19 protein-coding genes are annotated in these 21,272 nt (G+C 73.7%); 11 read left to right on the top strand and 8 right to left on the bottom strand.

Annotation, left to right across the window (positions count from 1 at the left end):
* Positions 1-22 precede the first annotated feature (22 nt).
* Positions 23-1,261 carry an ATP-grasp domain-containing protein gene (locus tag BS83_RS09170; RefSeq protein ID WP_051942862.1) on the top strand — a complete coding sequence of 413 codons (1,239 nt, stop codon included), beginning with the start codon at positions 23-25 and terminating at the stop codon, positions 1,259-1,261.
* A gap of 2 nt (positions 1,262-1,263) precedes the next feature.
* The gene (locus tag BS83_RS09175) at positions 1,264-2,262 is read left to right on the top strand and encodes a hypothetical protein (RefSeq protein WP_037603362.1); all 999 of its coding nucleotides are present in this window, start codon (positions 1,264-1,266) and stop codon (positions 2,260-2,262) included.
* Between the two features lie 85 nt (positions 2,263-2,347).
* On the opposite strand, the gene BS83_RS09180 is transcribed toward BS83_RS09175, so the two are convergent.
* Positions 2,348-3,514: a hypothetical protein gene (locus tag BS83_RS09180; protein WP_037603363.1), complete on the bottom strand. Its 1,167-nt coding sequence runs from the start codon at positions 3,512-3,514 to the stop codon at positions 2,348-2,350.
* Positions 3,515-3,775: 261 nt separating this feature from the next.
* Here BS83_RS09180 and BS83_RS45275 point away from each other — a divergent pair, with 261 nt between their 5' ends.
* Positions 3,776-4,867, top strand: a complete 1,092-nt coding sequence (locus BS83_RS45275; RefSeq protein WP_037603364.1) for a hypothetical protein — start codon at positions 3,776-3,778, stop codon at positions 4,865-4,867.
* Here BS83_RS45275 and BS83_RS09190 read toward each other — a convergent pair.
* From BS83_RS09190 to BS83_RS09200, 3 genes are read right to left on the bottom strand one after another with little or no spacing between them, the layout of a single operon-like run.
* The gene (locus BS83_RS09190; protein ID WP_063774139.1) at positions 4,798-6,060 is read right to left on the bottom strand and encodes an MFS transporter; all 1,263 of its coding nucleotides are present in this window, start codon (positions 6,058-6,060) and stop codon (positions 4,798-4,800) included. The two genes, BS83_RS45275 and BS83_RS09190, sit on opposite strands and share 70 nt — an antisense overlap.
* A complete protein-coding gene (locus BS83_RS09195; protein WP_051942863.1) occupies positions 6,057-7,325 on the bottom strand; it encodes an ATP-grasp domain-containing protein in 1,269 nt (422 codons plus the stop codon). Before BS83_RS09195 ends, BS83_RS09190 begins: the two co-directional genes overlap by 4 nt.
* Positions 7,326-7,348: 23 nt before the next feature.
* Positions 7,349-8,635 carry an ATP-grasp domain-containing protein gene (locus tag BS83_RS09200; RefSeq protein ID WP_051942864.1) on the bottom strand — a complete coding sequence of 429 codons (1,287 nt, stop codon included), beginning with the start codon at positions 8,633-8,635 and terminating at the stop codon, positions 7,349-7,351.
* A 149-nt stretch (positions 8,636-8,784) separates the two neighbouring features.
* Between BS83_RS09200 and BS83_RS09205 the strand changes: the two genes are divergently transcribed.
* Positions 8,785-10,044 carry an ATP-grasp domain-containing protein gene (locus tag BS83_RS09205; protein ID WP_051942865.1) on the top strand — a complete coding sequence of 420 codons (1,260 nt, stop codon included), beginning with the start codon at positions 8,785-8,787 and terminating at the stop codon, positions 10,042-10,044.
* Positions 10,045-10,068: 24 nt separating this feature from the next.
* Here the strand turns inward: BS83_RS09205 and BS83_RS09210 are convergent, their stop codons facing one another.
* Positions 10,069-11,961: an AfsR/SARP family transcriptional regulator gene (locus tag BS83_RS09210; RefSeq protein ID WP_051942866.1), complete on the bottom strand. Its 1,893-nt coding sequence runs from the start codon at positions 11,959-11,961 to the stop codon at positions 10,069-10,071.
* Positions 11,962-12,192: 231 nt separating this feature from the next.
* Between BS83_RS09210 and BS83_RS09215 the strand changes: the two genes are divergently transcribed.
* The 7 genes from BS83_RS09215 to BS83_RS09245 all read left to right on the top strand — a co-directional run bounded on the left by BS83_RS09215 (position 12,193) and on the right by BS83_RS09245 (position 18,881).
* Positions 12,193-13,140 carry a ScbA/BarX family gamma-butyrolactone biosynthesis protein gene (locus BS83_RS09215; RefSeq protein ID WP_198035192.1) on the top strand — a complete coding sequence of 316 codons (948 nt, stop codon included), beginning with the start codon at positions 12,193-12,195 and terminating at the stop codon, positions 13,138-13,140.
* 2 nt (positions 13,141-13,142) lie between these two features.
* Positions 13,143-13,403 (top strand): hypothetical protein, encoded by a 261-nt coding sequence (locus BS83_RS09220; RefSeq protein ID WP_037603365.1) that lies wholly within the window; start codon positions 13,143-13,145, stop codon positions 13,401-13,403.
* Positions 13,404-13,439: 36 nt separating this feature from the next.
* Positions 13,440-14,168 (top strand): guanitoxin biosynthesis heme-dependent pre-guanitoxin N-hydroxylase GntA, encoded by a 729-nt coding sequence (gntA, locus tag BS83_RS09225; protein ID WP_037603366.1) that lies wholly within the window; start codon positions 13,440-13,442, stop codon positions 14,166-14,168.
* A gap of 75 nt (positions 14,169-14,243) precedes the next feature.
* Positions 14,244-14,990, top strand: a complete 747-nt coding sequence (locus BS83_RS09230) for an SDR family NAD(P)-dependent oxidoreductase (protein WP_232248186.1) — start codon at positions 14,244-14,246, stop codon at positions 14,988-14,990.
* 6 nt (positions 14,991-14,996) lie between these two features.
* On the top strand, positions 14,997-16,031 hold the full coding sequence (locus BS83_RS09235) for a hypothetical protein (protein ID WP_037603368.1): 1,035 nt from the start codon (positions 14,997-14,999) through the stop codon (positions 16,029-16,031).
* Positions 16,032-16,098: 67 nt separating this feature from the next.
* Positions 16,099-17,565: an aminotransferase-like domain-containing protein gene (locus BS83_RS09240; RefSeq protein ID WP_063774331.1), complete on the top strand. Its 1,467-nt coding sequence runs from the start codon at positions 16,099-16,101 to the stop codon at positions 17,563-17,565.
* A complete protein-coding gene (locus tag BS83_RS09245; protein ID WP_037603369.1) occupies positions 17,562-18,881 on the top strand; it encodes an MFS transporter in 1,320 nt (439 codons plus the stop codon). The genes BS83_RS09240 and BS83_RS09245 overlap by 4 nt, the downstream gene beginning before the upstream one ends.
* Here BS83_RS09245 and BS83_RS09250 read toward each other — a convergent pair.
* The 3 genes from BS83_RS09250 to BS83_RS09260 are packed head-to-tail and all read right to left on the bottom strand — an operon-like array spanning position 18,859 to position 21,271.
* Positions 18,859-19,209 carry a hypothetical protein gene (locus BS83_RS09250; RefSeq protein ID WP_037603370.1) on the bottom strand — a complete coding sequence of 117 codons (351 nt, stop codon included), beginning with the start codon at positions 19,207-19,209 and terminating at the stop codon, positions 18,859-18,861. The two genes, BS83_RS09245 and BS83_RS09250, sit on opposite strands and share 23 nt — an antisense overlap.
* Positions 19,206-19,994: a GNAT family N-acetyltransferase gene (locus tag BS83_RS41605; RefSeq protein WP_051942869.1), complete on the bottom strand. Its 789-nt coding sequence runs from the start codon at positions 19,992-19,994 to the stop codon at positions 19,206-19,208. Before BS83_RS41605 ends, BS83_RS09250 begins: the two co-directional genes overlap by 4 nt.
* Entirely contained in the window at positions 19,991-21,271 is a 1,281-nt protein-coding gene (locus BS83_RS09260; RefSeq protein WP_051942870.1) for an ATP-grasp domain-containing protein, read from the bottom strand. The genes BS83_RS41605 and BS83_RS09260 overlap by 4 nt, the downstream gene beginning before the upstream one ends.
* Position 21,272 lies beyond the last annotated feature (1 nt).

Genomic DNA, 21,272 nt, shown 5'->3' on the forward strand with positions numbered 1-21,272 from the left:
CGTGATAGTTCTCGTCAACCCCGTGTCCACCGGAGCCGAGCTGGCCCAGGCCTTCCGCGAGGAGGGCGCCGAGTGCCTGCACCTGTACGAGCCCGAGCACCTGCCGGCCTACGACGCGGACGACGTCTCCCCGCACACCTTCCTGCACCGGGACCGCGAGGACACCCTGCGGCTGCTGCGGCAGGTCGGCGCCACCGCGGTGATCGCGGCGAGCGAGTTCGGCGTCACGCTCGCGGACACATTGGCCGCGGCGCTCGGACTGGACCACCACCGCCGCGAGTTGATCGGGGCCCGCCGCGACAAGCAGCTGATGGTCCGGGCCCTGGAGGCCGCCGGCGTCCCGACGGCCCGCACGGTGCCGGTGCGCTCGGAGGCCGCGCTGCGGCGGGCTCTCGCCGCATGGACCGGCGGTTTCCCGGTCATGGTCAAGCCGCGCAACAGCGCCGGCAGCGACGGCTGCCGGATCTGCCGCACGCCCGAGGAGGCGCTGGCGGCGTTCGGTGCGATCGCCGACGAGTGGAACCTGATGGGCGAGCGCAACGACGAGGTCCTGCTCCAGGAGTTCCTGGCCGGAACCCAGTACATCGTGAACACCGTCAGCCGGTCCGGCCGGCACCTGCTGTCCGAGGTCTACCGCGAGCGGATCGACCACGTCGACGGCGCTCCTGTGCTGCGGCACATCATCTCCCGCCCCACGCCGACCGCCGAGGAGGACGGGCTGGTCGCGTACGTGCTGGACTGCCTCGACGCCCTGGGGATCCGTGAGGGAGCGGCCCACACCGAGGTGATGCTGACCCCGGCGGGGCCGCGTCTGATCGAGGTCAACTCCCGGGTCATGGGTCCTTCCCTGTCCCCCGACCCCTACTTCGCGGGGTTCGGCTACAGCCAGCAGCATCTGGTGGTCGAGCGGTACCTGCGCCCGGAGGCGTTCGCCGCCCGTTTCGAAGTCCCCTACGCCCCGGAGCGCATCGTCGCCAAGGCCTTCCTTCGGCCGCACGGGGACGGCGTGCTGCAGGCCGTCGACGGTCTGCGGACGCTGCGGCGGCTGCCGGGGTTCCACAGCCTCGACAAGATGCCCGCCGTCGGCGAACCCGTCCGCGACCGGTACCTCACCACAGCGGCGTCCGGCATCGCCTTCTTCGTCCACGACGACGCCGAGGTGCTCGACGCCTCCCTGGCCGCGCTGCACGCGCTGGAGGACTCCGGCGCCCTGTTCCGGCTGCGCCCCGAACCGTCCCTGGTAGCGCAAGGAGTCAACTGACCATGCCGATCGCTCTCATCCTCGTCTCGGTCCTGCTGCAGGCCACCGCCGACGGCTATCTGTCGGGGCGTCTGGGCGTGGACAGCAGCCTGGGCTTCTCCTGTCTGGCCTTCGTCACCGCCACCCTCGCCTGCACCGCCTTGTACGCGATCCGGCGCGCCCGGAGCCGGACGAGGGACGGAGGGCGGCCTGCGCCGGAGCCGGAGCCAGAACGGCGCCGCCTGCTGCTGGGGCTGATGGTGCGGATGAACCTCGCCACCGCCGTCACCTTCCTGGGGTTCTACCTCTCGCTGGCCTGGGTGCCGGCGGCCCTGGCGAGCAGCGTCCAGTCGGGAGTGGGGCCGCTGGCGGTCATCTGCATCGGCCTCGCGGCGAAGGAGAAGGCTCCGGCGCGCAGCCGCACGGCGTACGCGGCGGTGCTGCTGGCGCTGTCCCTGGCGGTGGCGGTGCTGCTGGACGGACGCGTGGCGTCGCTGAGCCCCGCCGCGCTCGCGGGCACGGTGCTCGTGGCCGTGTCCGGGGCGTCGGCCGCGCTGCTGGCCCGGCTGTCGCGCCGGCTGGGCCGGGCGGGCGCGGACCCGACCTGGGTGATGGCCCATCGGTTCCATCTGACGTACCTGTGCGCGGGGGGCGTCCTGCTCGTCAGGGGAACCGGGGGAAAGCTGGTCGCCGGTCACATCCCCTTGCCGGTCATGGCCGTGGTCGCGCTGGCCGCGGTGGCGCTTCCCCTGCTGTTGCTCCAGATCGGACTGCAGCGGGCGGACCCGCTGGCGGCCATGGTGCTGCTGAGCATGCTGCCCGGGCTGGTCTATCTCACGCAGGCCGTGCTCGGCGGCGGTTTCCGTCCGGCGCCTGCCGTGCTGATCGGTGCGCTGGTGCTGGTGGCGGCGCTCGCCGCACGTCCCCCGCGGCCCGCAGGGCCGCCAGAGGCGGCGTCCGGGGCACAGTCACCCGAGGCCGCCCGGGTTTCCGTCGCCGACTCGGCGTGTGCCGTCTCCTGAGGCGCGCCGACTGCGGAGCCGGCGGGTACGCGGAGGGGGCCCACCGGCACGGTGGGCCCCCTCCGGGTTGTGCGTGAGGACGGCCTCAGTCGGCGTAGTCGAAGAGCGTCCCGGTGTCCTCCATGCTGTGGACGACCGCTGCGGAGCTGCGCAGCAGGCTCTCGTCCTCGTGGACGAAGTACGCCGACCCGTGGGCGCCGGCGGACGCGGCGCCGGTCGGTGCGGGGCTGCCCGGCTGCGGGAGTCCGGCCACGCTGTGGAAGCCGGGCAGACGGCGCAGCCGGTTGAGCCCGGGCATGCCGCGGAGCCTGCCGTGACCGGGACGGGCGTGCAGGTCGACACGGATCAGCCCCTGCGGCCGCCCGTACGGCTGCGCCAGCCGCAGCTCGAAGTGGTCGGGACGCAGCAGACTCTCCGCCAGGAGGTGGGCGCGGGTGGTGCCCAGGGCGGCGAAGTAGGGGTCGTCCGGCTGGCGCGGCCCGTCGAACCAGGGCTGGACGTGGGTCGGCCGCGCGCCGTCCGCGCCGAGTCGGAGGCCGACGGCGGCGGCGCCCTCGCGGATCCCGAGGGCGTCCAGGCACGCCCGCGCGGCGGCGACCAGCTGCTCCTCGGCCGCCGTCAGCGCGGCCCGGGTCTCGCTGTGGCGGAGCCTCACCACCCCGTCGGCGACGGTCTCGTGGTGGCGGCGCACCTCGGTGACGAGGTGGCGTCCGCGGGAGCTGACCGTGTGCACCTCGTAGCCGTCCCCCTCGGGCAGCCCGTGGAGCAGCAGCGGCATGTCCAGCCGCTCGGCGCCCGAGGCGTCGCGCATCGCGCTGATCGCCGCCCGGGCCTGTTCGGCGGTGCGGCACAGCCGCATCACGCCGGTGGCCCGCCCTGAGGCCGGGCGGACCACGGCGGGCCAGTCGTTCCATGTGTCGAGGAGCTCGTCGACGGCGCTGTCGCGGGCGAGGGTGGCGCCCTGGACGGCGGGGAGTCCGGCCTGCCGCAGCGTCGTGGTCATCAGGGCGAGGTCGCTGCGGGCGGAGGCCAGTTCGGGGTCGTGCCGGGGCAGGTCGAGCTCCCCGGCCAGCTGCTCGGCGTAGGCGCCGCCGATCGGGCTGGCGGCGATGACGGCGGTGGGCCGCAGCCGGGCGAGCCGGTCGGCGTCGTGCCGGCCCCCGGAGTAGACGGGAACGAAGTCCGCTCCCAACTCCTGGAAGGCCCGGGCCAGATCCGCGCCGCTGAACACGGGAGAGACGAGTACGAACATGCTGGAGACCCCTCGGGACGGTCGGGTGTCGTGGGCGGCCCGGGGGTGTCCCGAGTCGATTCAGCACAGCAGAAGGGCCGACGGGTCGAGAAGCGCCGCCCCTGGTCCGCTTTCCCTGGACTTGACCGGGATTTGAACGGCCTGCGGCGGCCCGTCGCCTGCCGGTTCCGCGATACGGGACAGTGCTTGAGGAAATAAGATTCCTGCCAGTAGGTTTTTTCTCATCGGACAGACCGTCACCTCAGCACCCACGGGGGAAGCATGATCGCGAGCACGGACTGGGACGTCCTGTTGAGCCGCGTCGCCGCCGCCGGCCGAGCCGCCGCGCCCGACGCCTCGGCCGTTCTGGAGGCGCTGCTCTCGCTGGACGGGACGATTCCCGTCCCCCGAGGGCTCGGCAGCCTGCCCGCGGAGTCGCGCGCGCTGGTGCGCCTCTTCGGCTCGGTGCCGTGCCGGGCCGTCGCCCTCATGGACGGCTGTGGTGCGCGTACCGTCGAGGCAGGGCACGCCACGGTACGGGTGGGCCTCACCCCGACCGGCCGGGTCCAGCTGGTCGGCCCGGACCAGGACGCCGAGCCGGTGGCCCTGGTCCGCGGTACCGGCGTCGCCGCCCGACGACAGCTCGGCCGCGCGGTGACCCGCTGGCAGGCGGAGCGCCGGCAGGCCGAGTCCGAACGGCTGCGGCTGCGCGCCTGGCTCGCCGCCCGGACGCGGACCGAGCTCGACCGGCGACTGGACCTCATCGACCGCGCACTGGCCCGGACGGCGCCGGTCCGGGTCTACGTGGGCGACCGCTGCTTCACCAGCCCGGGCGACGGGAACGTTCCCTGGCGGTCCGTCGGCGCAGCCGACGAGGCCGACCTGCTGCGCGCCCTGCGCGCCCGCCCGGTGGAGGAGTGGAGTAGCGAGGAAGCCGCGCTGGTGGCGGGCCTGTGGGTCCTGCTCGCCAGCGGTCCGCCCTCGCGCCTGGAGGAAGCCGACGGTCTCCACCTCGATCCGGGAACGCTGGCCAGGTTCCTCGCCGAGCGGGCCGAGGGGTACGGGCTGGATCCCGGGCCATGCCATCGCGACATCGGTTCCCTGCTGAGGCTGGCCGCCGCGGTCGCCGTGCGACGGGAGCAGTTGCCGGCCCCGGCGAGGCTCTCGCACCGGGAGGCCCCCCGGGTGAGGCCCTGGGGCGAGGAGCGGCCGCGGTCGACCGTCCCCGTCCCCAGGCCTGGGCCCGGGGCCCTCGCCGGACCGGCCGGGATCGGGCGCGCAGCCGGACGCCGGGACGTGACCGGCTACAGGCCGGCGGAGACCACGGTCGCCTCGGCCACCGTGGCGGCCTCGGCGCCGGCCGGGGGTTCCTGACGCTCCGTCCGCCTGCGTGCGAGCACGCCCGGCACGGCCGCGAGCACGGCGACCAGTCCGCAGGCGACGGGGACGACGAAGGCCGTCCGGGGGCCCGCCGCGGCGACCACCTGCCCGGCCAGGGCCGCGCCCAGCGCGATGCCGAAGCCGAGCCCGGTGCTCGACCAGGTCATCCCCTCCGTCAGTCGCTCCTTGGGCACCGCGGTCTCGATCACTCCCAGCGCGGTGGCCATGGTCGGCGCGCAGGCGCCGCCGGCGACGAACAGGGCGACGCCCAGCAGCAGCAGATTCCCCGTCAGCAGCAGCGGCACCATGGTCACCGTCATCAACGCGGTGCCGACCAGCAGGCGCTGACGCAGCGTGCCGCGCGGACGGAAGCCGCCGTAGGCCAGCCCGGCCGCCGCGCTGCCGACGGCATAGACCGCCAACACCGGGCTGGCCAGCGAGGAGTGGCCCTGCGCGGCGGCCAGGGCCATGGTGACCACCTCCACCGAGGCGAAGATCGCCCCGATGGCCAGGAAGGTCAGCACCAGGGCCGGCATGCCGGCGAAGCGCAGGGCGCTGCCCCGGTGCACGGTGCGGGCCCGGGCGGTCCGCGGCGGTTCGGTCGCGGTCTGACGGGCCAGCAGCCAGCAGCCCAGCGCGAGCAGGGCGGCCGCCAGGAACAGGGCGCTCTGCGGGGCGAGGGTGGTGGCCAGGCCGATGGCCAGGACCGGTCCGACGGTGAAGACGACCTCGTCGACGACCGACTCCAGGGAGTAGGCCGGGTGCAGGTGCTCGGTCCCGCTCAGCAGCGCCGCCCAGCGGGCACGGACCATCGATCCCGCGTTGGGGATCACGCCGGCGCCCGCCGCGGCCACGAACAGGGTCCAGTGCGGCGCGTCCAGGGCCGAGGCCAGCGCCAGCGCGGTCAGTGCGGCACTGCCGGTGGCAGCGGCGGGCAGCAGCACACGGCGCTGGCCGTGGCGGTCGACCGCGCGCGACAGGCGCGGGCCGACGATCGCGTAGCTGATGGCCTGGGTCGCGGTCACGGCTCCGGCCAGGGCGTAGGCGCTGGGGCGTTGGGCCAGCATCGCGACGATCGCGAAGCGGAACATCGCGGTGGCCAGTCGGGCGATGAGCCCGGCGGAGCTGAAGGCCAGGGTCCCTGGCACCGCGAAGATCCGCCGATAGGGCGTCAGCAGCCGCGTCATCGTGACCGTCCCGCCGACGCCGTCAGGACCTGCCGGTCGGCCCGCAGCCCGGACGGGGCGTCCTCGGGCTCCAGTTCCTCCAGCCGGCAGCGGTAGCCCTCGATGGTGGTCCTGATGGCCTCCTCCACCGCTTCGGGGCTCGGGCCGCGGTAGCGGAAGCGCCCCAGGATGAAGCGGTAGCCGCCCTTTCCGTCGAACAGGTGCCCGGCGGCGGGCAGTTCCTCCGCGTACAGGTGGGGCACCGTCCCCGTCATCGAGGGCCGGGAGACCAGCCTGGTTCCGCGCGGTTCGGGTACCAGCAGGAAGCCGCCGTGCTCGGCGTCGGGCCGGTCGCCGGCCGGGACCGTCCGCACCGGCTCGCCGAGTTCCAGCCTGATCCAGTCGCCGATCAGGTCCACGCCGTAGACGTCCTGGAACACCCAGGGGATCTCCCCGCCGCCGAAGCGCGCGCCGACCTCCAGGAAGACCGGCCCGGTGCGGGTCTGGATCAGTTCGAAGTGGAAGGCGCCCCGGTCCAGGCCCAGCGCCTGCAGGCAGGCCTCGGTGAAGGCCAGCATCTCCTCGGCCTCAGGTCCGGTGTGCACGGCGGAGCCCAGGGGACGGCCCTGGGAGAAGCCGTAGCAGGTGTCCATGTAGCGGGAGGCCCGGCCGAAGATCATCGCCCGCTCGTCCATCAGCCCGTCGACATGCCAGACGGGGCCCTCCACGAACTCCTCGACCTCGTAGTCGCTCAGGTCGGTGCCGGCCAGGACGGCGTCCAGGTCCTCGTCGGGGCGGACCACGAAGGTGCCGACGCTGGCCGCGCCGGCCCGGGGCTTGACCACGACGGGCGCGCCGAGCGCGGCCCGGAACTCCGCCACCTGCGCGACGCCGGTGACCTCGCGGAACTGCGGCACCCGCAGTCCGCCCGCGGCCACCCGCTCCTTCATCCGGGCCTTGTCACGGAAGACGGTGACCGCCTCGGTGTCGGGTCCGGGTATGCCCAGCCGTTCGCGGACGACGGCGCCGGTGAGCAGGTCGAACTCGGACAGCGCCAGCAGCGTGTCGAAGGGGCCGACGGCCCGGTGCGCGGCCTCGGCCGCGGAGATGACGGGCGCGGGGTCGGCGAGATCGGGCACCACCTCGATGTGCCGGGCCGCGTCGGGGATGCGCGGCAGGTGCTTGGGCACGGTGACATAGCTGACCTGGTGCCGGTCGTGGTCGATCCGCGAGCCGTAGTCGCTCTGGTGGTCGTCGTCCCAGCGGTTGATGATCAGGATCTTCACGGTGGTCTTCTCCTCTGCGCGGCTCAGTGGCCGGCGGGGACGGCCGAATGGACGGCTTCGCGGACGTATCGGTCGGCGCGGGCGATGCGCTCGTCGAGGGCGGCGCGGCTGGGCGCTTCGATGGCGATGTGCCCGAAGCGACTGTGCAGGTCGACCGCGTGGTGGACTTCCTGGCCCTGCTCCGCGGTGACTTCGGCCTCGATGCAGCCCTCGATCCGCAGCAGGCGTTCGAGCAGTCGGGCCGGGTCGTCCATGCGGCCGGGCTCCTGCACACTGAAGAAACGGACGCCGGCCGCGCCCCGGGGGGCGGTGCGGGTGACGGTGGCGGGCTGGGGCAGGCCGGCGAAGGAGCGCACGGCCAGCTCCCACATGTCCGCGCCCCAGACCGCCTGGACCAGCCAGGGGATCCGGTCGCCGCCGAGGCGGGCGCCGACCTCCATGACGAAGGGTCCGTCGGGGGTCAGCCGCGCCTCCAGGTGGAAGCAGCCGACGGTGATGCCCAGCGCACGGACGGCGCGGTGGACGGTGTCGACCAGCTGCGCGCGCTGCTCGTCGCTGATCGCGGCCTCCACCACGTGGCCGACCTCGACGAAGGTGGGCTCGGGGCCCAGGTGCTTCTCGGTGACGGCCAGGACGTGCACGCGCAGGGCGTCGCCCGCACCCTCGACATAGCCTTCGACGCTGAACTCGGGCCCGGAGACGTAGGTTTCGGCCAGCAGTGACGGTCCGAGGACCTTTCCGTAGTCCTCGATGGGGTGCTCCCGCACCTCGGCGAGGTAGTCGGCCAGCTCGGCCGCGCTGTCCACCCGCCGCACGTACTGGCTGCCCGAGCCGTCGACCGGCTTCAGCACGGCGGGCAGCCCGACCTTCGCGATCACCGCGGCGGGGTCGGCGTCGGTGCCCAGCAGGGTGTTGCGGGCGACGCCGACTCCGGCGGCGGCGAGCTCCGCCTTCATCAGCGCCTTGTCGCGCAGGGCGTCGACGACCTCGGGGGCCAGGCCGGGCAGGCCCAGGGCGCGGGCCAGGTGCGCGCAGGTGTCGACGACGTACTCGTATCCGGGCACCACGGCGACCAGTCGGGTGCGGGCGGCCAGGTCCCTGCCCGCCTCGATCACGGCCTCCAGGTCGCGGATCTCGGTCCGCGTGTAGTCGGCCCAGCCGGCGTCGATCGCCATGCGGACGTGCGCGGGCAACTGCTCGACCGGCTTGCGGTCGAAGACGTGGGGTCGCAGTCCGAGCCGCTGAACGGCGAAGACCAGGCCGCTCCCGGAGGAGTTGGGCTCGACGACGAGGACGGTCTGCTCGGACATGCCACTCCCTAAATGTCATCTCAGCTGCTTTTGATGTGCTGATGATGTCATCTTAGGCATCTCAAATGACATACTCGCACCCCCGTCTCACCACGTGGACATTGGCTGCGGGTTGGTCGCGCCTTGACCGGGCCGCCGTAGGAAGGACCATGACCACGACACTGATCCTCGGCGGCGCGGCCCCGGCGGCGACCGGCTACGTCCACGACATCTGCGCCCGCGCCCTGGCCCAACTCCGCGCGCGGGGAAGCCGTATCGTCCTGACGGACCTGGCGGGGAACCTGGACTCCAGCCCCGAGCTCACCCGGCTTGCCGACGACGTGGCGGCGCTGGACTTCACCGACGCGGAGCGCTGCGTCGAGTGGGCCACCGCCTACGCGGCGGAGTACCGGATCGACGCGGTGCTCGCCTTCCGCGAGTACGCCGTCGTGGCGGCGGCAGAGGTCGCCGCGGCGCTCGGCCTGCCAGGCAATCCGCCCGAGGCGGTGCGGCGGGTCCGGCTCAAGGACGCCTGCCGCGAACACCTGCGCGGGCACGGATTCCGCCAGCCCACGCTGCGGTTGTGCGCCGACGGGCGGGAGGCCGAGGCCTTCCACCGCCAGGTGGGCGGCGCCGTGGTCGTGAAGCCGCGCAGCGGTTCCAGCAGCGAGGGCGTGGAGCGGGTCGACGACCCGGACCAAATGCCCGCCGCCTTCGCCCGCGCGTGCGACGCGGACGGGGTCGCCCTGGTGGAGACCTTCGTGGACGGGCCCGAGTTCAGCGTCGAGGGCATCATGGCCGCCGGGCGGCCCCGGGTGCTCGCCGTGACCGCGAAGCAGGTGTCGGCCGAATCGTTCGTCGAGTGCGGCCACACCATGCCGGCACCGATCGGCGCTGCCGCCACCGAGGCGGTCACCGCCGAGGTCGAGCGGGCGCTCGACGCGCTCGAGGTGCGCCACGGCCTGTTCCATGTGGAGTGCTGGCTCACGGCGGACGGCGTCGTGCTGGGAGAGGTCCACGTCCGTCAGGGCGGCGACTGGATCCACGCCATGGTGGAGTGGATCCATCCGGGCTTGGAGCTCTACGGCGCCTGGCTGGACGACCTCCTGGGCCGCCCGGTCGACCCGCCCACGGCCCCGCGGCGCGGGGCGGCGGCCCGGTTCGTGACGGTGCCGGAGGGCACCGTGGCCGGCATCGACCGGTGGGAGGAGGTCGCCTCCCGCTCCGACCTCCTGGCGGCCGAGCTCACACTCCGGGTCGGCAGCCGCACCAGGGCGGTCAGCTCCAACCTGGAGCGGTACGGGGTCCTGGTCGTGGGCACCGCGTCGGCGGCCGCGGCCGGACCGCTGGCCGACCGCCTGCTGGCCTCGGTCGACATCCGCCTGGCCCCGCCGGCCCCGTTGATGCGGGAGGCGTGCGGCGTCCGCTGACCGGGGCGGTCGGGTGACCGGCCGTCAGCCGCGGATGTGCGGGCCGGCCGGGCCGGCCGAGCAGTGGACGCGCGGGCGCAGCCGCGAGGCGGTCCTGAAGCGGACCGCCGGCTGGCCCTCGGCCCGCCGATGATGCGCCGAGGGGGCCTGGCCGCGGGCGGCGCAGCTGAGACGGACCAGGGTCGGGACCCGGAACCCGGCCCCGGTCGCTTGGTCGCGGTCGCACAGCAGGTGCGCGTCGAGCACCGCCTCGATACGGGACTCGGCCCGGTCGGGGCGGAGGCCCAGGACCCGCCCCAGTTCGGCGAGGTCGAACTCGCGGTCCCCCAGACCGGCCAGCAGCGCGAGGGTCTGCCGGTCCCCCGCGTCCAGGCGGTTCAGCGCCGTGTCGAACCGCTGCCGGACGTCCAGGTCGGCGATGCTCAGCTCGGCCAGGCGGCTCTGCTCGGGCGCGAGCCGGCCGGCCAGCTCGGCGGCGGTCAGGGCGGGTCGCGCCGCGAGGCGCTGTCCGGCGGTCCACACCGCGAGCGGGAGCAGGTCGCAGCGCTGGACCAGTTCCAGGGCCGCACCCCGATCGGCCGCCACGCGGTCGGGTCCGGCGGCGGTGGCCAGCAGGGCGAGCGCGTCGGTGGCGGAGAGCCGGTCCAGGCTCACGCCGCCGCTGTGGGGAAGGCCGGCCAGGCGCCTGCGGCTGGTGACGATGGTCGCGCAGTCCCTGCCGCCGGGCAGCAGGTGGGCGATCTGGTCGTTGGCGGCCGCGTCGTCGAGGAGCAGCAGCACCCTGCGGTCGGCGGTCCAGCTGCGGAACCGACGGGCCGACTCCTCCAGCGAGGTGGGCAGTTCGCCCACGGCGGTGGTGCGCAGCAGGCTGTGCAGGGCGTCCAGCGGGTCGCGGGGCCGGCCGTCGGGGTCGTGCAGGGTGAGGAACAGCTGCCCGTCGGGGAAACGGTCCTTGACCCGCTGCGCCGCGTGCACCGCCAGTGCCGTCTTGCCCGAGCCGGGGCCGCCGCTGACGGTGACCACGGCGCCGGGGCGGCCCAGCCGGCGTTCCAGCGTGGCCATTTCGGCGGACCGGCCGACGATGTCGACGTTTCCTGAGGGGATCTCGGCGGGCCTGATCCGCACGGAGGGCCGGGAGGCGGGCGACCGCTCGGGCATGTTCAGTCCGGGGGCGGAGGCGAGCACGGCGTTGTGCAGCCGCTGCAGGCGCTCCGACGGTTCCAGGCCGGCCTGGTCGACCACGTTCCGGCGCAGCCTGGCGTAGCAGCCGAGCGCCTCCTCCCGCTGCCCCGACCGGTAGGCGGCCAGCAGCAGCTGGGCGGCGAACTCCTCGCGCAGCGGGTGCTGCCGGGTCAGCGTCTGGAGTTCGGCGACCAGTTCGCGGTGGCGTCCGATGCGCAGGTCCACCTCGATCCGCTGCTCCAGGGTGGCCAGCCTGGTCTCCTCCAGCCGGGCGGCCTCGGCGGCCAGGACCGGACCGTGGACGACGTCGTCCAGCGGGCTGCCGCGCCACAGGGCCAGGGACTCGCGCAGCAGGCGCGCGGCCCGGGCGTGGTCGTTGTCGGCCAGGGCGGCGCGGCCGAGGGAGAGGCGCTGCTGGAAGACGTGGAGGTCGAGCTCGCCCGGCTGCAGCACGATCCGGTAGCCGTTGGGGCGGGTCTCCAACCACTGGCGCTCCCCCGTCGAGGGAGCGCCGGCCAGCATCTTGCGCAGCTGGTAGAGGTAGGTCTGGATGGTCTTCCTGGCCAGTCGCGGGGGCTCCTGGTCCCACAGCTCCTCGCTCAGGGTCGCATGGGAGACGATCCGCCCGGCGTTCAGCAGCAGTGTGGCCAGGACACGCCGGGGCATGGCCGCGGCCAGGGTGAGGTCCTGCACCCCGTCGCGCACCTCGACCGGTCCCAGTACGGAAAAGTCCACGACCCCTCCAGTCCCGCTCAAGAAAAATACCTTCGGGAAGGGTTTTTATCACCGAGGCAGACGAGGGTCAACGCGCCGGCATGCGGGACATCGTCGGCATCGCCCCTGACCAGCGGGGACTCAAGCGGTTCTCAAGGTGTGAGACGGCGCTTGCTCGCTGAATATTCCTGCCGGTAGGTTTTTTTCAAGTCGATCGCCCACATGGGCGGCCAGGGGAGGACTTTCTCTGTCATGCGCCACTCACTTGCCATGCTCGACGGGCCTGCCGCCGCTTGCACCGCGGGGCGCTACGAACAGCCGGTGCCGCGCGGCCTCGTCCACCGGGCCTCGGTCTCCGAAGTGTTCTTGACCAACCTTCACCAGGACCGGGCGGACGCCTTCGTGCTCAGCGCCCAGTGGCCCCGCGGACACAGCTACTACCGCAGCCGCGCCGGCCTGCACGATCCGCTGCTCTTCGCGGAGACCACCCGGCAGGCCGGGCTGCTCATCGGCCACTCCGGCTACCAGGTCCCGCTCGGGGACCAGTTCATCCTGAACGGCCTCGACTTCGACATCGCCGACGCGGGTCTGGCCTGCGGCTCGACCCCGACCGACCTGCTGCTCCAGGCGCGCTGCGACAACGTCCAGCGGCGCGGGCAGCGGCTGGTGGGGCTCGACCTGCAGGTGGCCCTGTACCGCGACCTGGAATGGGTGGGGCAGGCCCGCTGCCGCTTCAGCTGCGTCTCCCCGGCTGTCTACCGGCGGCTGCGGGGCGAGGTGTCGCACCGGCCCGCACCGGACGCGGCCTCCCTGCCCCCGGTGGACCCGGCGGCCGTGGGCCGCGACAGTGCGGCCGACGTCGTCCTCTCCCCCGGCTCCCGCCCGGACACCTGGCTGCTGCGCTGCGACCGGAGCCATCCCGTGCTCTTCGACCACCCCGTCGACCACGTCCCCGGAATGGTCGTCCTGGAGGCGATGCGCCAGGCCTCCCTCGTCCTGACGGCCGACCCCACGGCGGTGCCGCTCTCCTGCCGGACCGACTTCCTGCGCTTCGCCGAACTGGACCGGCCCGCCGAGGTCACCGGCCGGATCGAGGCGCGGAGCCCGGACGGCACCACCTCCGTCAGGGTGGTCCTGGCCCAGGACGGCGACATCGTGGCCGAGAGTGTGCTGTGGTTCCGGGACGGAGCCGGGAGCTGACCGTGCGTCCGATCCTCACGGCGCTGCTGCGCCGCCTGCTGCACCGCTGGTCGGAGGGCCTGCGCGCCTGGTGGGCCGAGCTGAATCCGGTGGTGATGCTCCGGGTCCCGCTGACCTTCCCGCCGCGTCCGGTCCACCTCGACCCTGACGAACTCCCCGTACCCGCCTCCCGGACGCCGCCGCACCCGCCGGCCGCTCCCCCGGCCACGGGCTCCGGGCCGGGCCGGGAGCCGACGCCGGCCCGCTCCGGCCGGGCCGCCTGAAACACCGAGTCCTGTCCGAAGGGAAGTGCCGGCCCCATGCCCGCGCACCGAAGAGCCACGGCGATCGCGAGAGCGCCGGAGCCGGCGGCGGAGGCCGTCCGCGGATCCCTCGTCGAGTGGATCAGCAGCGAGTCCTTCTCCTGCCTGGGCGGGAAGGCGTCGCTGCGCCGGGGGATCCTCACCTGCGCCGAACTGGGCACGATGGGCACCGGTTCGGCCACGGCGGCCCTGCACGCGGGGCTGCGTCGCTTCGTCCTGGACGGCCCCGAGGGCGACCGCGAGGACGGCCCCGCCCCGGCGGAGAACTTCCGGTCCTTCGTCGCGCTCTTCGACGGACCCACCGATCTCGCCGAGCCGGAGTTCGAGCGCTTGCTGTGGTTGCAGCTCGCGCGGCTGCACCGCCTCGACCGGCGGGAGCACGCGTGGGCCCCGGGCGTCGACATCGACACGGAGTCCGGGGACTTCGGCTTCAGCGCGGTGGGCCATCCGTTCTTCGTCGTGGGCCTGCATCCGCAGGCCTCACGGATCTCCCGACGGTTCTGCCGCCCGGCCCTGGCCTTCAACTCGCACCACCAGTTCAGGCGGCTCAAGGCGAACGGATCGTACGACGGCCTCCGCCGGAAGATCCGGGACCGGGAGCTGCGGCTGCAGCACTCGATCAATCCCAACCTCGCCGACTTCGGTGAGGTCTCCGAGGCCCGGCAGTACTCGGGGCGGCCCGTCGGCCCGGCCTGGACCTGCCCGGTTTCGCTGCACGACACCTGAGCGCCGCTCAACTCGACCGCGACCGCACACGCGAGAAACGGGGATCCCGTGCAGAGCCACACACGATCGGCGGTGGTGACCGGAGCGTCCTCCGGATTCGGACGCGCCACGGCGCGACGCCTGGCGTCGCAGGGACGGCCCGTGGTGGCGGTGGCCCGCAGGATGGACCGCCTCAAGGAACTGTGCGACGAGGTGCCCGACGGGCGGGTGCTGCCCCTGGAGGTGGACGTCCGCGACCAGGACGCGGTCGCCGAGGCGTTCGCCCTGCTCCCCGACGACTTCGCCGACGTGGAGGTCGTCGTGAACAACGCCGGCCTCTCCAGGGGCTTCGGCCCGGTCCAGTCCGCCGCCGTGCACCAGTGGCGCGAGATGGTCGACACCAACGTCATGGGGCAGTTGCACTGCCTGCAGGCGGTGCTGCCGCACCTGATCGCGAGCGGCAGCGGACACATCGTCAACATCGGCTCGGTGGCCGCCGTCTACCCGTACACGGGAGGCAACGTCTACGCCGCCACCAAGGCGTTCACCCACCAACTGAGCCTCGGCCTGCGGACCGACCTGGAGGGCACCGGCGTCCGGGTGACCTGCATCGCGCCCGGCATGGCGCGGACCGGGTTCGCGCTCGTGCGCTTCGACGGCGACCAGGAGCGGGCCGACGCCCTGTACCGGGACGTCGATCCGCTGACCGCCGAGGACATCGCCGAGGCCGTCTCCTGGTGCCTGGCACAACCGGCCCGGGTCAACGTGAACATGATCGAGATCATGCCGACCTCCCAGCCCTTCGGCCTGGGCTTCCGCTCCCCCACCACTGCCAAGGGATAGAACACCATGTCGCGCGTATGGAGCACCAACGACTGGGACCCGCTGGAGGAGATCGTTCTCGGCACGGCGCAGGGCTTCACCTCGCCGCCGGTGGACGTCTCCGTCCGGCACTTCTTCGAGCCCCCGCCCGGCGCGGAGCAGGAGCGGATCAGCGCCTCCACCCTCCGAAGGGTCGTCGAGGAGACCGAGGAGGACTTCCACGACCTGAGCAAGCTGCTGGAGGCCGCCGACGTGACGGTCCGCCGGCCCGAACCGCCACGACCGGACCTGCGCTACTCGGCGCCGGGCTGGGCGTCGGTCGCCATGCACGCCCTCATGCCGCGTGACTGCCTGCTGGTGCTCGGCGACAGGATCATCGAGGCGCCCATGGCGATGCGCGCCCGCTACTTCGAGACGCTCCCCTACCGCCGCCTGCTGGACGAGTACTTCGAGGACGGCGCCGCCTGGCTCGCCGCGCCGAAGCCGACGCTGCCGGACGAGACCTACCGCTACGAGCCGGGCCGTTCCGTCGTCGCCGAGCTGGAACCGCTCTTCGACGGCGCGAACATGCTGCGCTGCGGACGCGACGTGTTCTTCAACGTCAGCAACTCCGGCAACCGCAAGGGCGCGGCCTGGATCCGTCGGGTCCTCGGCCCCGACTACCGGGTCCACGAGATGTCCATCTGCTCCGACCACGTGGGCACGACCCTGCACATCCTGCGCCCCGGGCTGCTGCTGGCCAACTCCGCGCGCCTGAGCCCGGACCGCATCCCCGAACAGCTGCGGGGCTGGAGGACCGTGTGGGTCGACGAACCCGAGGACGACGGCTACGCCTTCGGCTGGCCCCGCGCCTCGGTGTGGATCGGCATGAACATCCTCGCCCTGGGCCCGGACCGGGTCCTGGTCCCCGACAACCAGCCGCGGATCATGCGTCAGCTCGAAGCGGTCGGCGTCGAACCGGTCCCGGCCAGGTTCCGCCACGGACGGACCTTCGGCGGCGGACTCCACTGCTGCTCCCTGGACGTCCGCCGACGCGGCGAACTCGCCGACCACCTCTCCTGAGCCCGACCGGCCCCTTCTCGTTGGAGTCCCCTTGCCTCCCGGCGCCATGCCCAAGGTGAACTACTCGTTGACCGCACTCCAGGCCGTCCGACTGCTGGGCGACTGGGTCGACGGGCGACCCGCGTACGTCGCCCTGGCGTCGGCCTTCCGCGCGCTGATCACCGACGACCGGCTGCCCGTCGGCACCCGGATCCCCTCCGAGCGGAGCCTCGCGACGCACTGCGGGATCAGCCGGAACACGGTGACGGCGGCCTTCGGCCTGCTGCGCGCGGAGGGCTACCTTGAGGGCGCGCGGGGAGCCGGGAGCGTCACCGCGTTCCCCGGCGAGGCGCGGCGCCCGCGTCCCGCCCCGGCCGAGCGGCCCGCGGGCGCTGCCGCGGGCGCGCGCATCGACCTCGCCACGGACACGACGCCCGACCCCGGCCCGCTGCTGACCGACGCCGTGCACCACGCCGCCGCGCAGCTGGGCGGCCACCCGGCGGACGCCGCCCACTCCCGGGTGGGCCTGTACGAGCTGCGCGAGGCGATCGCCGCCCACTACGGCCGACGCGGCCTGCCCACGACGCCGGGCGAAGTGATGATCACCACCGGCGCCTACCAGGGCTGGGGGCTGCTGCTGCGCCTGATGGCGCGCCGGTTCGAGCCGGTCCTGGTCGACTCGCCCACCGATCCCGACGCGCTGCACGCCATCCGGTCGATCGCCGGACGGCCGCTCCCCGTCGGCCTCGGCCCCCAGGGGTGGGACCCCGACCTGGTCGGCTCGGCGCTCCGCCAGGCACGGCCGGTGCTGGCGTACCTCATGCCGGACCATCACCGTCCCACCGGCCACCTCATGTCCGACGCCGCCCGACGGCAGGTGGTGTCCGCGGCGCGAAGCTCCGCGACCGTCCTGGTCGCCGACGAGACCCTGGCCGACCTCACCCTGGACGGCACCGCGGCGGCGCCGCTGGCCTGCTACGGCAACCGCGGCGAGGTGGTGAGCATCGGCTCGCTCTCCCCGGTCCTCTGGAGCGGGCTCGACCTCGGCTGGATCCGCGCGTCGGCCACGGTGATCGGCCGGCTGGCCCGCCTGCGAGGGCCGGGCGACGCCGGCAACTCCCTGGTCAACCAACTGATCGCCTGCCGTCTGTTCGAGTCCCACGACGCGCTGCTGACGGAGCGCCGCACCGTGCTGCGCACCCGCAGGGACGCCTTGGTCGAGGCGCTGCGGGCGCTGGCACCCGACTGGCGTTTCACCGCGCCACGCGGCGGGCTGTCCCTGTGGGTGGACCTCGGGGAACGGATCGGCTCGCGGCTCGCGGCCGCGGCCTCGACGCACCACGGCGTCGACGTGCTGTCCGGCTCCCGCTTCGCCGTCGAGGGGTCGCTCGACGGTTTCGTCCGTCTCCCCTACGTGCAGCCCGCCGACGTCCTCGCCGAGGGCGTGCGGAACCTCGTCCGGGCCGCGGCGCACCTTCGGGGACCGCAGGTGCGGGAATCCCACCATCAGGGACCGCGCCTGTCGCACCGGGAGCGGGAGTTGGTCGCCGCATGAACCCCGCCGTCGCACCCGGCGCACCCACCCGGCAGGCCACCTCGCCGCGCCGGGTACCCCCGCTCCGAGTCGCCGCGTTCCGGAGCCTGTGGACCGGGGACGCCGTCGCGCGCCTGGGCCACCAGATCGCGCAGTTCCTGCTCCCGCTGCTGGCCGCCACCGCGCTGCACGGCACGGCGTTCGAGGTCGGGGCGGTCTCCGCGGCGCAGTTCGTGCCGGTCGTCGTGCTGTCGCCGGCGGCGGGTTCCCTCGCCGGCCGCATGCCCACCCGGACCCTGCTGGTGGCCTGCAACCTGCTGCGCGGCGTCGCGACAGCGGTCCTCGCGGCCCTCTGCCTCGTCACCGGCCTGAGCTTCTGGCCGCTGGTCTGCGTCGCGGTCGTCGTCGGATCCGCCGCGGTGTTCCACGACATCGGCTACGACGCGGCGGCTCCCCGGCTCCTCTCCGGCAACCAGCTGACCGCGGGCAACGGCCTCTTCGAAGCGAGCTACTCGGCGGCGCAGCTGGCGGGACCCGCACTGGCCGGGTACGGAGCACGCCGCCTCGGTCTCACCCCGACGGCCTCGGTGGTCACGGCGCTCTTCCTCGCCGCCATCGTCCTCTTCCGGACCGTGCGCCTCCCGGCTCCCGCCGCAGGCGGCGACGGCACGCCGAGCGGGATCACGATGCGGGCGGGGCTGGACTTCGTGCGCCGTAACAGGTCCCTTCGCGACCTGTGTCTGCAGTCCGCGCTGTTCAACCTCCACGAGCAGGCGTTCCTGACCGCTTTCATGATCTACGGGATCCGGTCCCTGCACCTGTCCGGGGGCGCGATTGGGACGGTGCTCGGGGTCGGCGGCGGCGCGGCCCTGGTCGGCTCACTGGTCGTCGGAAGGGTCGGGCCCCGGATGCACGCAGGAGCGGTGGTCTGCGGATCCCTGATCGTCGCCGGCCTCTCGCTGCTGGCGGGATGCGTGCTGGCCAGGTTCGCTCCGGCCGAGGCCGTGCTGGCGGTGGCCTTCGTCGTCAACGGCGTCGCCCTGGCGGCCTACAACGTGTTCGCGCTGAGCTTCCGTTCGGCCCTTCCCCCGCCGCAGTACCTGGGCGCCGTCACCGCGGTCTACCGGCTGGTCGCGATGGCTCCGCTGCCGCTGGGGGCACTGCTGGGCGGGGCGCTCCTCGACGCGCTGGGCGGCTCGGCCGCCCTGGTGCTGGTCACCGGATCGCTGACGCTCACCTCCCTGCGCCTGCTGCGTTCTCCGCTGCGCCGGACGCGCACCGTGGACGCCGGTGCGGAGCGGTCCGCTTCGGAGGTCAGCCCCGAAGCAGACCGCTGAGGGCCGCTGCCAGGACCGACGCCCAGGCCAGACCGACACCGAGCGCCAGTTGCAGGGCCCTTCGCCGCCTCGTCCTGACGGCGAGCAGCACGGCGTGCACCCCGCTGGTGACACAGGCCGCGGTGAGGGTGCTGAGCCCGATGACGGCCGCCACGGACGCCTTCTGGTGCACGGACCGATGGGCGGCCTCCGTGAGGACCACTGTGAGCAGCACACCGAGCGCGAGGAAGAAGACCCCCTCGACCAGAGGCCCGGCGGCGACCAGGCGGCGCGGCCGGATCCACTGCACGATCAGGGCGTCGGCGCGAAGCCGGTCCGGCCCGGTCACAGGTCCAGCACCAGATCGCTCACCGGCGTGGCGGTGCACAGCAGCATCTCGCTCTCCTCCAGCTCGGCACAGGGCCGGGTGTGGCAACTGACGGTGCCTCGGGTCAGCGACGTCCGGCAGGTTCCGCAGACCCCGGCCCAGCACCGCGAGTCGACCTCGATCCCGTGGTGGTCCGCGAACTGCAGGAGCGAGTCGAACCGCGGGTCCCAGCGGTGTGCGGTACCCGAGCGCGCGAAGCGGACCGTCAGTCCGGCGATCCGGCCCAGGACGTCCGGGGCGTCGAAGCCGCCGGTGGTGGTGCGACCCAGCGGCACCGAGCCCCGAGCCGGCCCGGTGCGCCCGGCGCCGCCTGCCGGAAGTCCGGCGGCGTCGAGCCGCTCGAAGCCGTGGCGCTCGAACCAGCCTGCCGCCGTCCCCGAGAACAGGACGACCTCCCGGACCGCCCGGGCGTGCAGCTCGGCGAGCAGGCTCGCCAGCAGCACGCCGCCGAACGCCCGGCCACGCAGGCCCTCATGGACGGCGAAGTTGTAGATCTCGGCGCGACCGCCGCAGCGTGCCGCACCGGCGCACGCCACCAGGGTCCCGTCGGCCTCCAGGACGAAGAAGTCACCCACCCGCTCCTCGTACTCGGTCCGGCGGCGCGGAAGGAGGGCACCGGCGGCGACGTGGGGCGCGGACAGGTCCAGGATCCCGTCCACGTCCTCCGGCCGGGCCGGCCGGAAGGCCACGTCGAGCAGTTCCTCTCCGCCCCTGCTGAGCTGCAGGACCGCTGCCGCGGTGATCATACGGCCCCCTCCCCCACCGCGAGCAGCACCGACGACTCCCGGGCGGGCAGGGCCGCTTCCTCGCGGGCGGGCAGCGGCTCGGCCGTCACGACGTACCGCTCGAAGATCTGCAGCACGGCCTGACGCACCTCGGCCTGGTCGCGGCCGCGCAGCCGGAACCGGCCCCCGACGTGCCAGTAACCGCCCGTGCCGTCGAACACGTCGCCGACCGCCGGGCTGATCTCCTCGTAGACCTGCGGGATCCCACCGCCCAGACCCCGCACGTCCGTGATCCGGCTGGGCAACGGTCGGGGCTCGGGCATGAGCGCCCAGCCTCCCGCGCGGTACTCGTCGAACTCCTCGGGAGCGGTCCGCGACGGCAACCCGAGGGTGGCGCGGAAGGCCTCCTCCATCAGGTCGATCCCGTACAGGTCCCGGTGGATGAACGCGACCTCGGCGCCGCCGGGCCGAAGCCCCACCTCCAGGAAGACCAGCTCGCCCGCGGCGGTGCGGATGAGCTCCAGATGGAAGGGCCCGTCCGTCAGGGCGAGGGCGTCCAGGCAGTCGGCCGCGAAGGAGAGGACCTGGTCGCGCAGCGGTCCGGGGTCGAGCAGGACCGAACCCAACGGCGTGCCGTGGGCGAAGTCGAGACAGGTGTTGACGTACGCGGAGGCGCTCACGAAGTGGAAGGCACCGCCCCGCCGGACGCCGTCGACGTGGTGGATGTCCCCCTCCACGTACTCCTCGCACTCGTAGTCGCGCGGGTCGACGGACGCCAGGGCCCGCTCCAGCCGAGCGGCGTCGGCCGCGCGGACCACGCCGCTGGACGCGGCGCCGGCCCGCGGCTTCAGGATGACGGGCATGCCCACTTCGGCCTCCACCCGGGAGGCGGTGAACGTGTCGTCCAGCTCGCGGAAGCGCGGCACGCGCACGCCCGCGGCGGCGACAAGCTCCTTCATCCAGACCTTGTCCCTGAAGGTCAGCACGAACTCCGGCGCCCAGCCCGCCACGCCCAGCTCGGCCCGCAGTTCGGACGCGGTGTGCAGGTCGAACTCGGACAGACCCACGATGCCGGCGGGCTTCCCGTGGCGCGCGACCAGTCGCCGGGCCACCGGGAGCACCGTGGCCAGGTCCAGGCTCTCCACCACGACGGTGTCGACCGCGCCCGCGGTGTCGAGCACGTCCAGTCCGGCGGCGAGGGTGATGTAGGCGAGGCGGCAGCTGCCGCGGTCGACGAACCGGTGGTACTCGCCGAACTCGTCGTCGTAGCGGTTCAGGACCAGGTACAGCGGTGACATC

It is taken from the genome of Streptacidiphilus rugosus AM-16, from assembly GCF_000744655.1.
Classification (GTDB): domain Bacteria; phylum Actinomycetota; class Actinomycetes; order Streptomycetales; family Streptomycetaceae; genus Streptacidiphilus; species Streptacidiphilus rugosus.

Coding starts and splice junctions, on each gene's coding strand:
- BS83_RS09175 (WP_037603362.1), top strand. CDS start 1,264: ATGCCGATCGCTCTCATCCTCGTCTCGGTCCTGCTGCAGGCCACCGCC.
- BS83_RS09180 (WP_037603363.1), bottom strand. CDS start 3,514: ATGTTCGTACTCGTCTCTCCCGTGTTCAGCGGCGCGGATCTGGCCCGG.
- BS83_RS45275 (WP_037603364.1), top strand. CDS start 3,776: ATGATCGCGAGCACGGACTGGGACGTCCTGTTGAGCCGCGTCGCCGCC.
- BS83_RS09190 (WP_063774139.1), bottom strand. CDS start 6,060: ATGACGCGGCTGCTGACGCCCTATCGGCGGATCTTCGCGGTGCCAGGG.
- BS83_RS09200 (WP_051942864.1), bottom strand. CDS start 8,635: ATGTCCGAGCAGACCGTCCTCGTCGTCGAGCCCAACTCCTCCGGGAGC.
- BS83_RS09205 (WP_051942865.1), top strand. CDS start 8,785: ATGACCACGACACTGATCCTCGGCGGCGCGGCCCCGGCGGCGACCGGC.
- BS83_RS09215 (WP_198035192.1), top strand. CDS start 12,193: ATGCGCCACTCACTTGCCATGCTCGACGGGCCTGCCGCCGCTTGCACC.
- gntA (WP_037603366.1), top strand. CDS start 13,440: ATGCCCGCGCACCGAAGAGCCACGGCGATCGCGAGAGCGCCGGAGCCG.
- BS83_RS09235 (WP_037603368.1), top strand. CDS start 14,997: ATGTCGCGCGTATGGAGCACCAACGACTGGGACCCGCTGGAGGAGATC.
- BS83_RS09245 (WP_037603369.1), top strand. CDS start 17,562: ATGAACCCCGCCGTCGCACCCGGCGCACCCACCCGGCAGGCCACCTCG.
- BS83_RS41605 (WP_051942869.1), bottom strand. CDS start 19,994: ATGATCACCGCGGCAGCGGTCCTGCAGCTCAGCAGGGGCGGAGAGGAA.
- BS83_RS09260 (WP_051942870.1), bottom strand. CDS start 21,271: ATGTCACCGCTGTACCTGGTCCTGAACCGCTACGACGACGAGTTCGGC.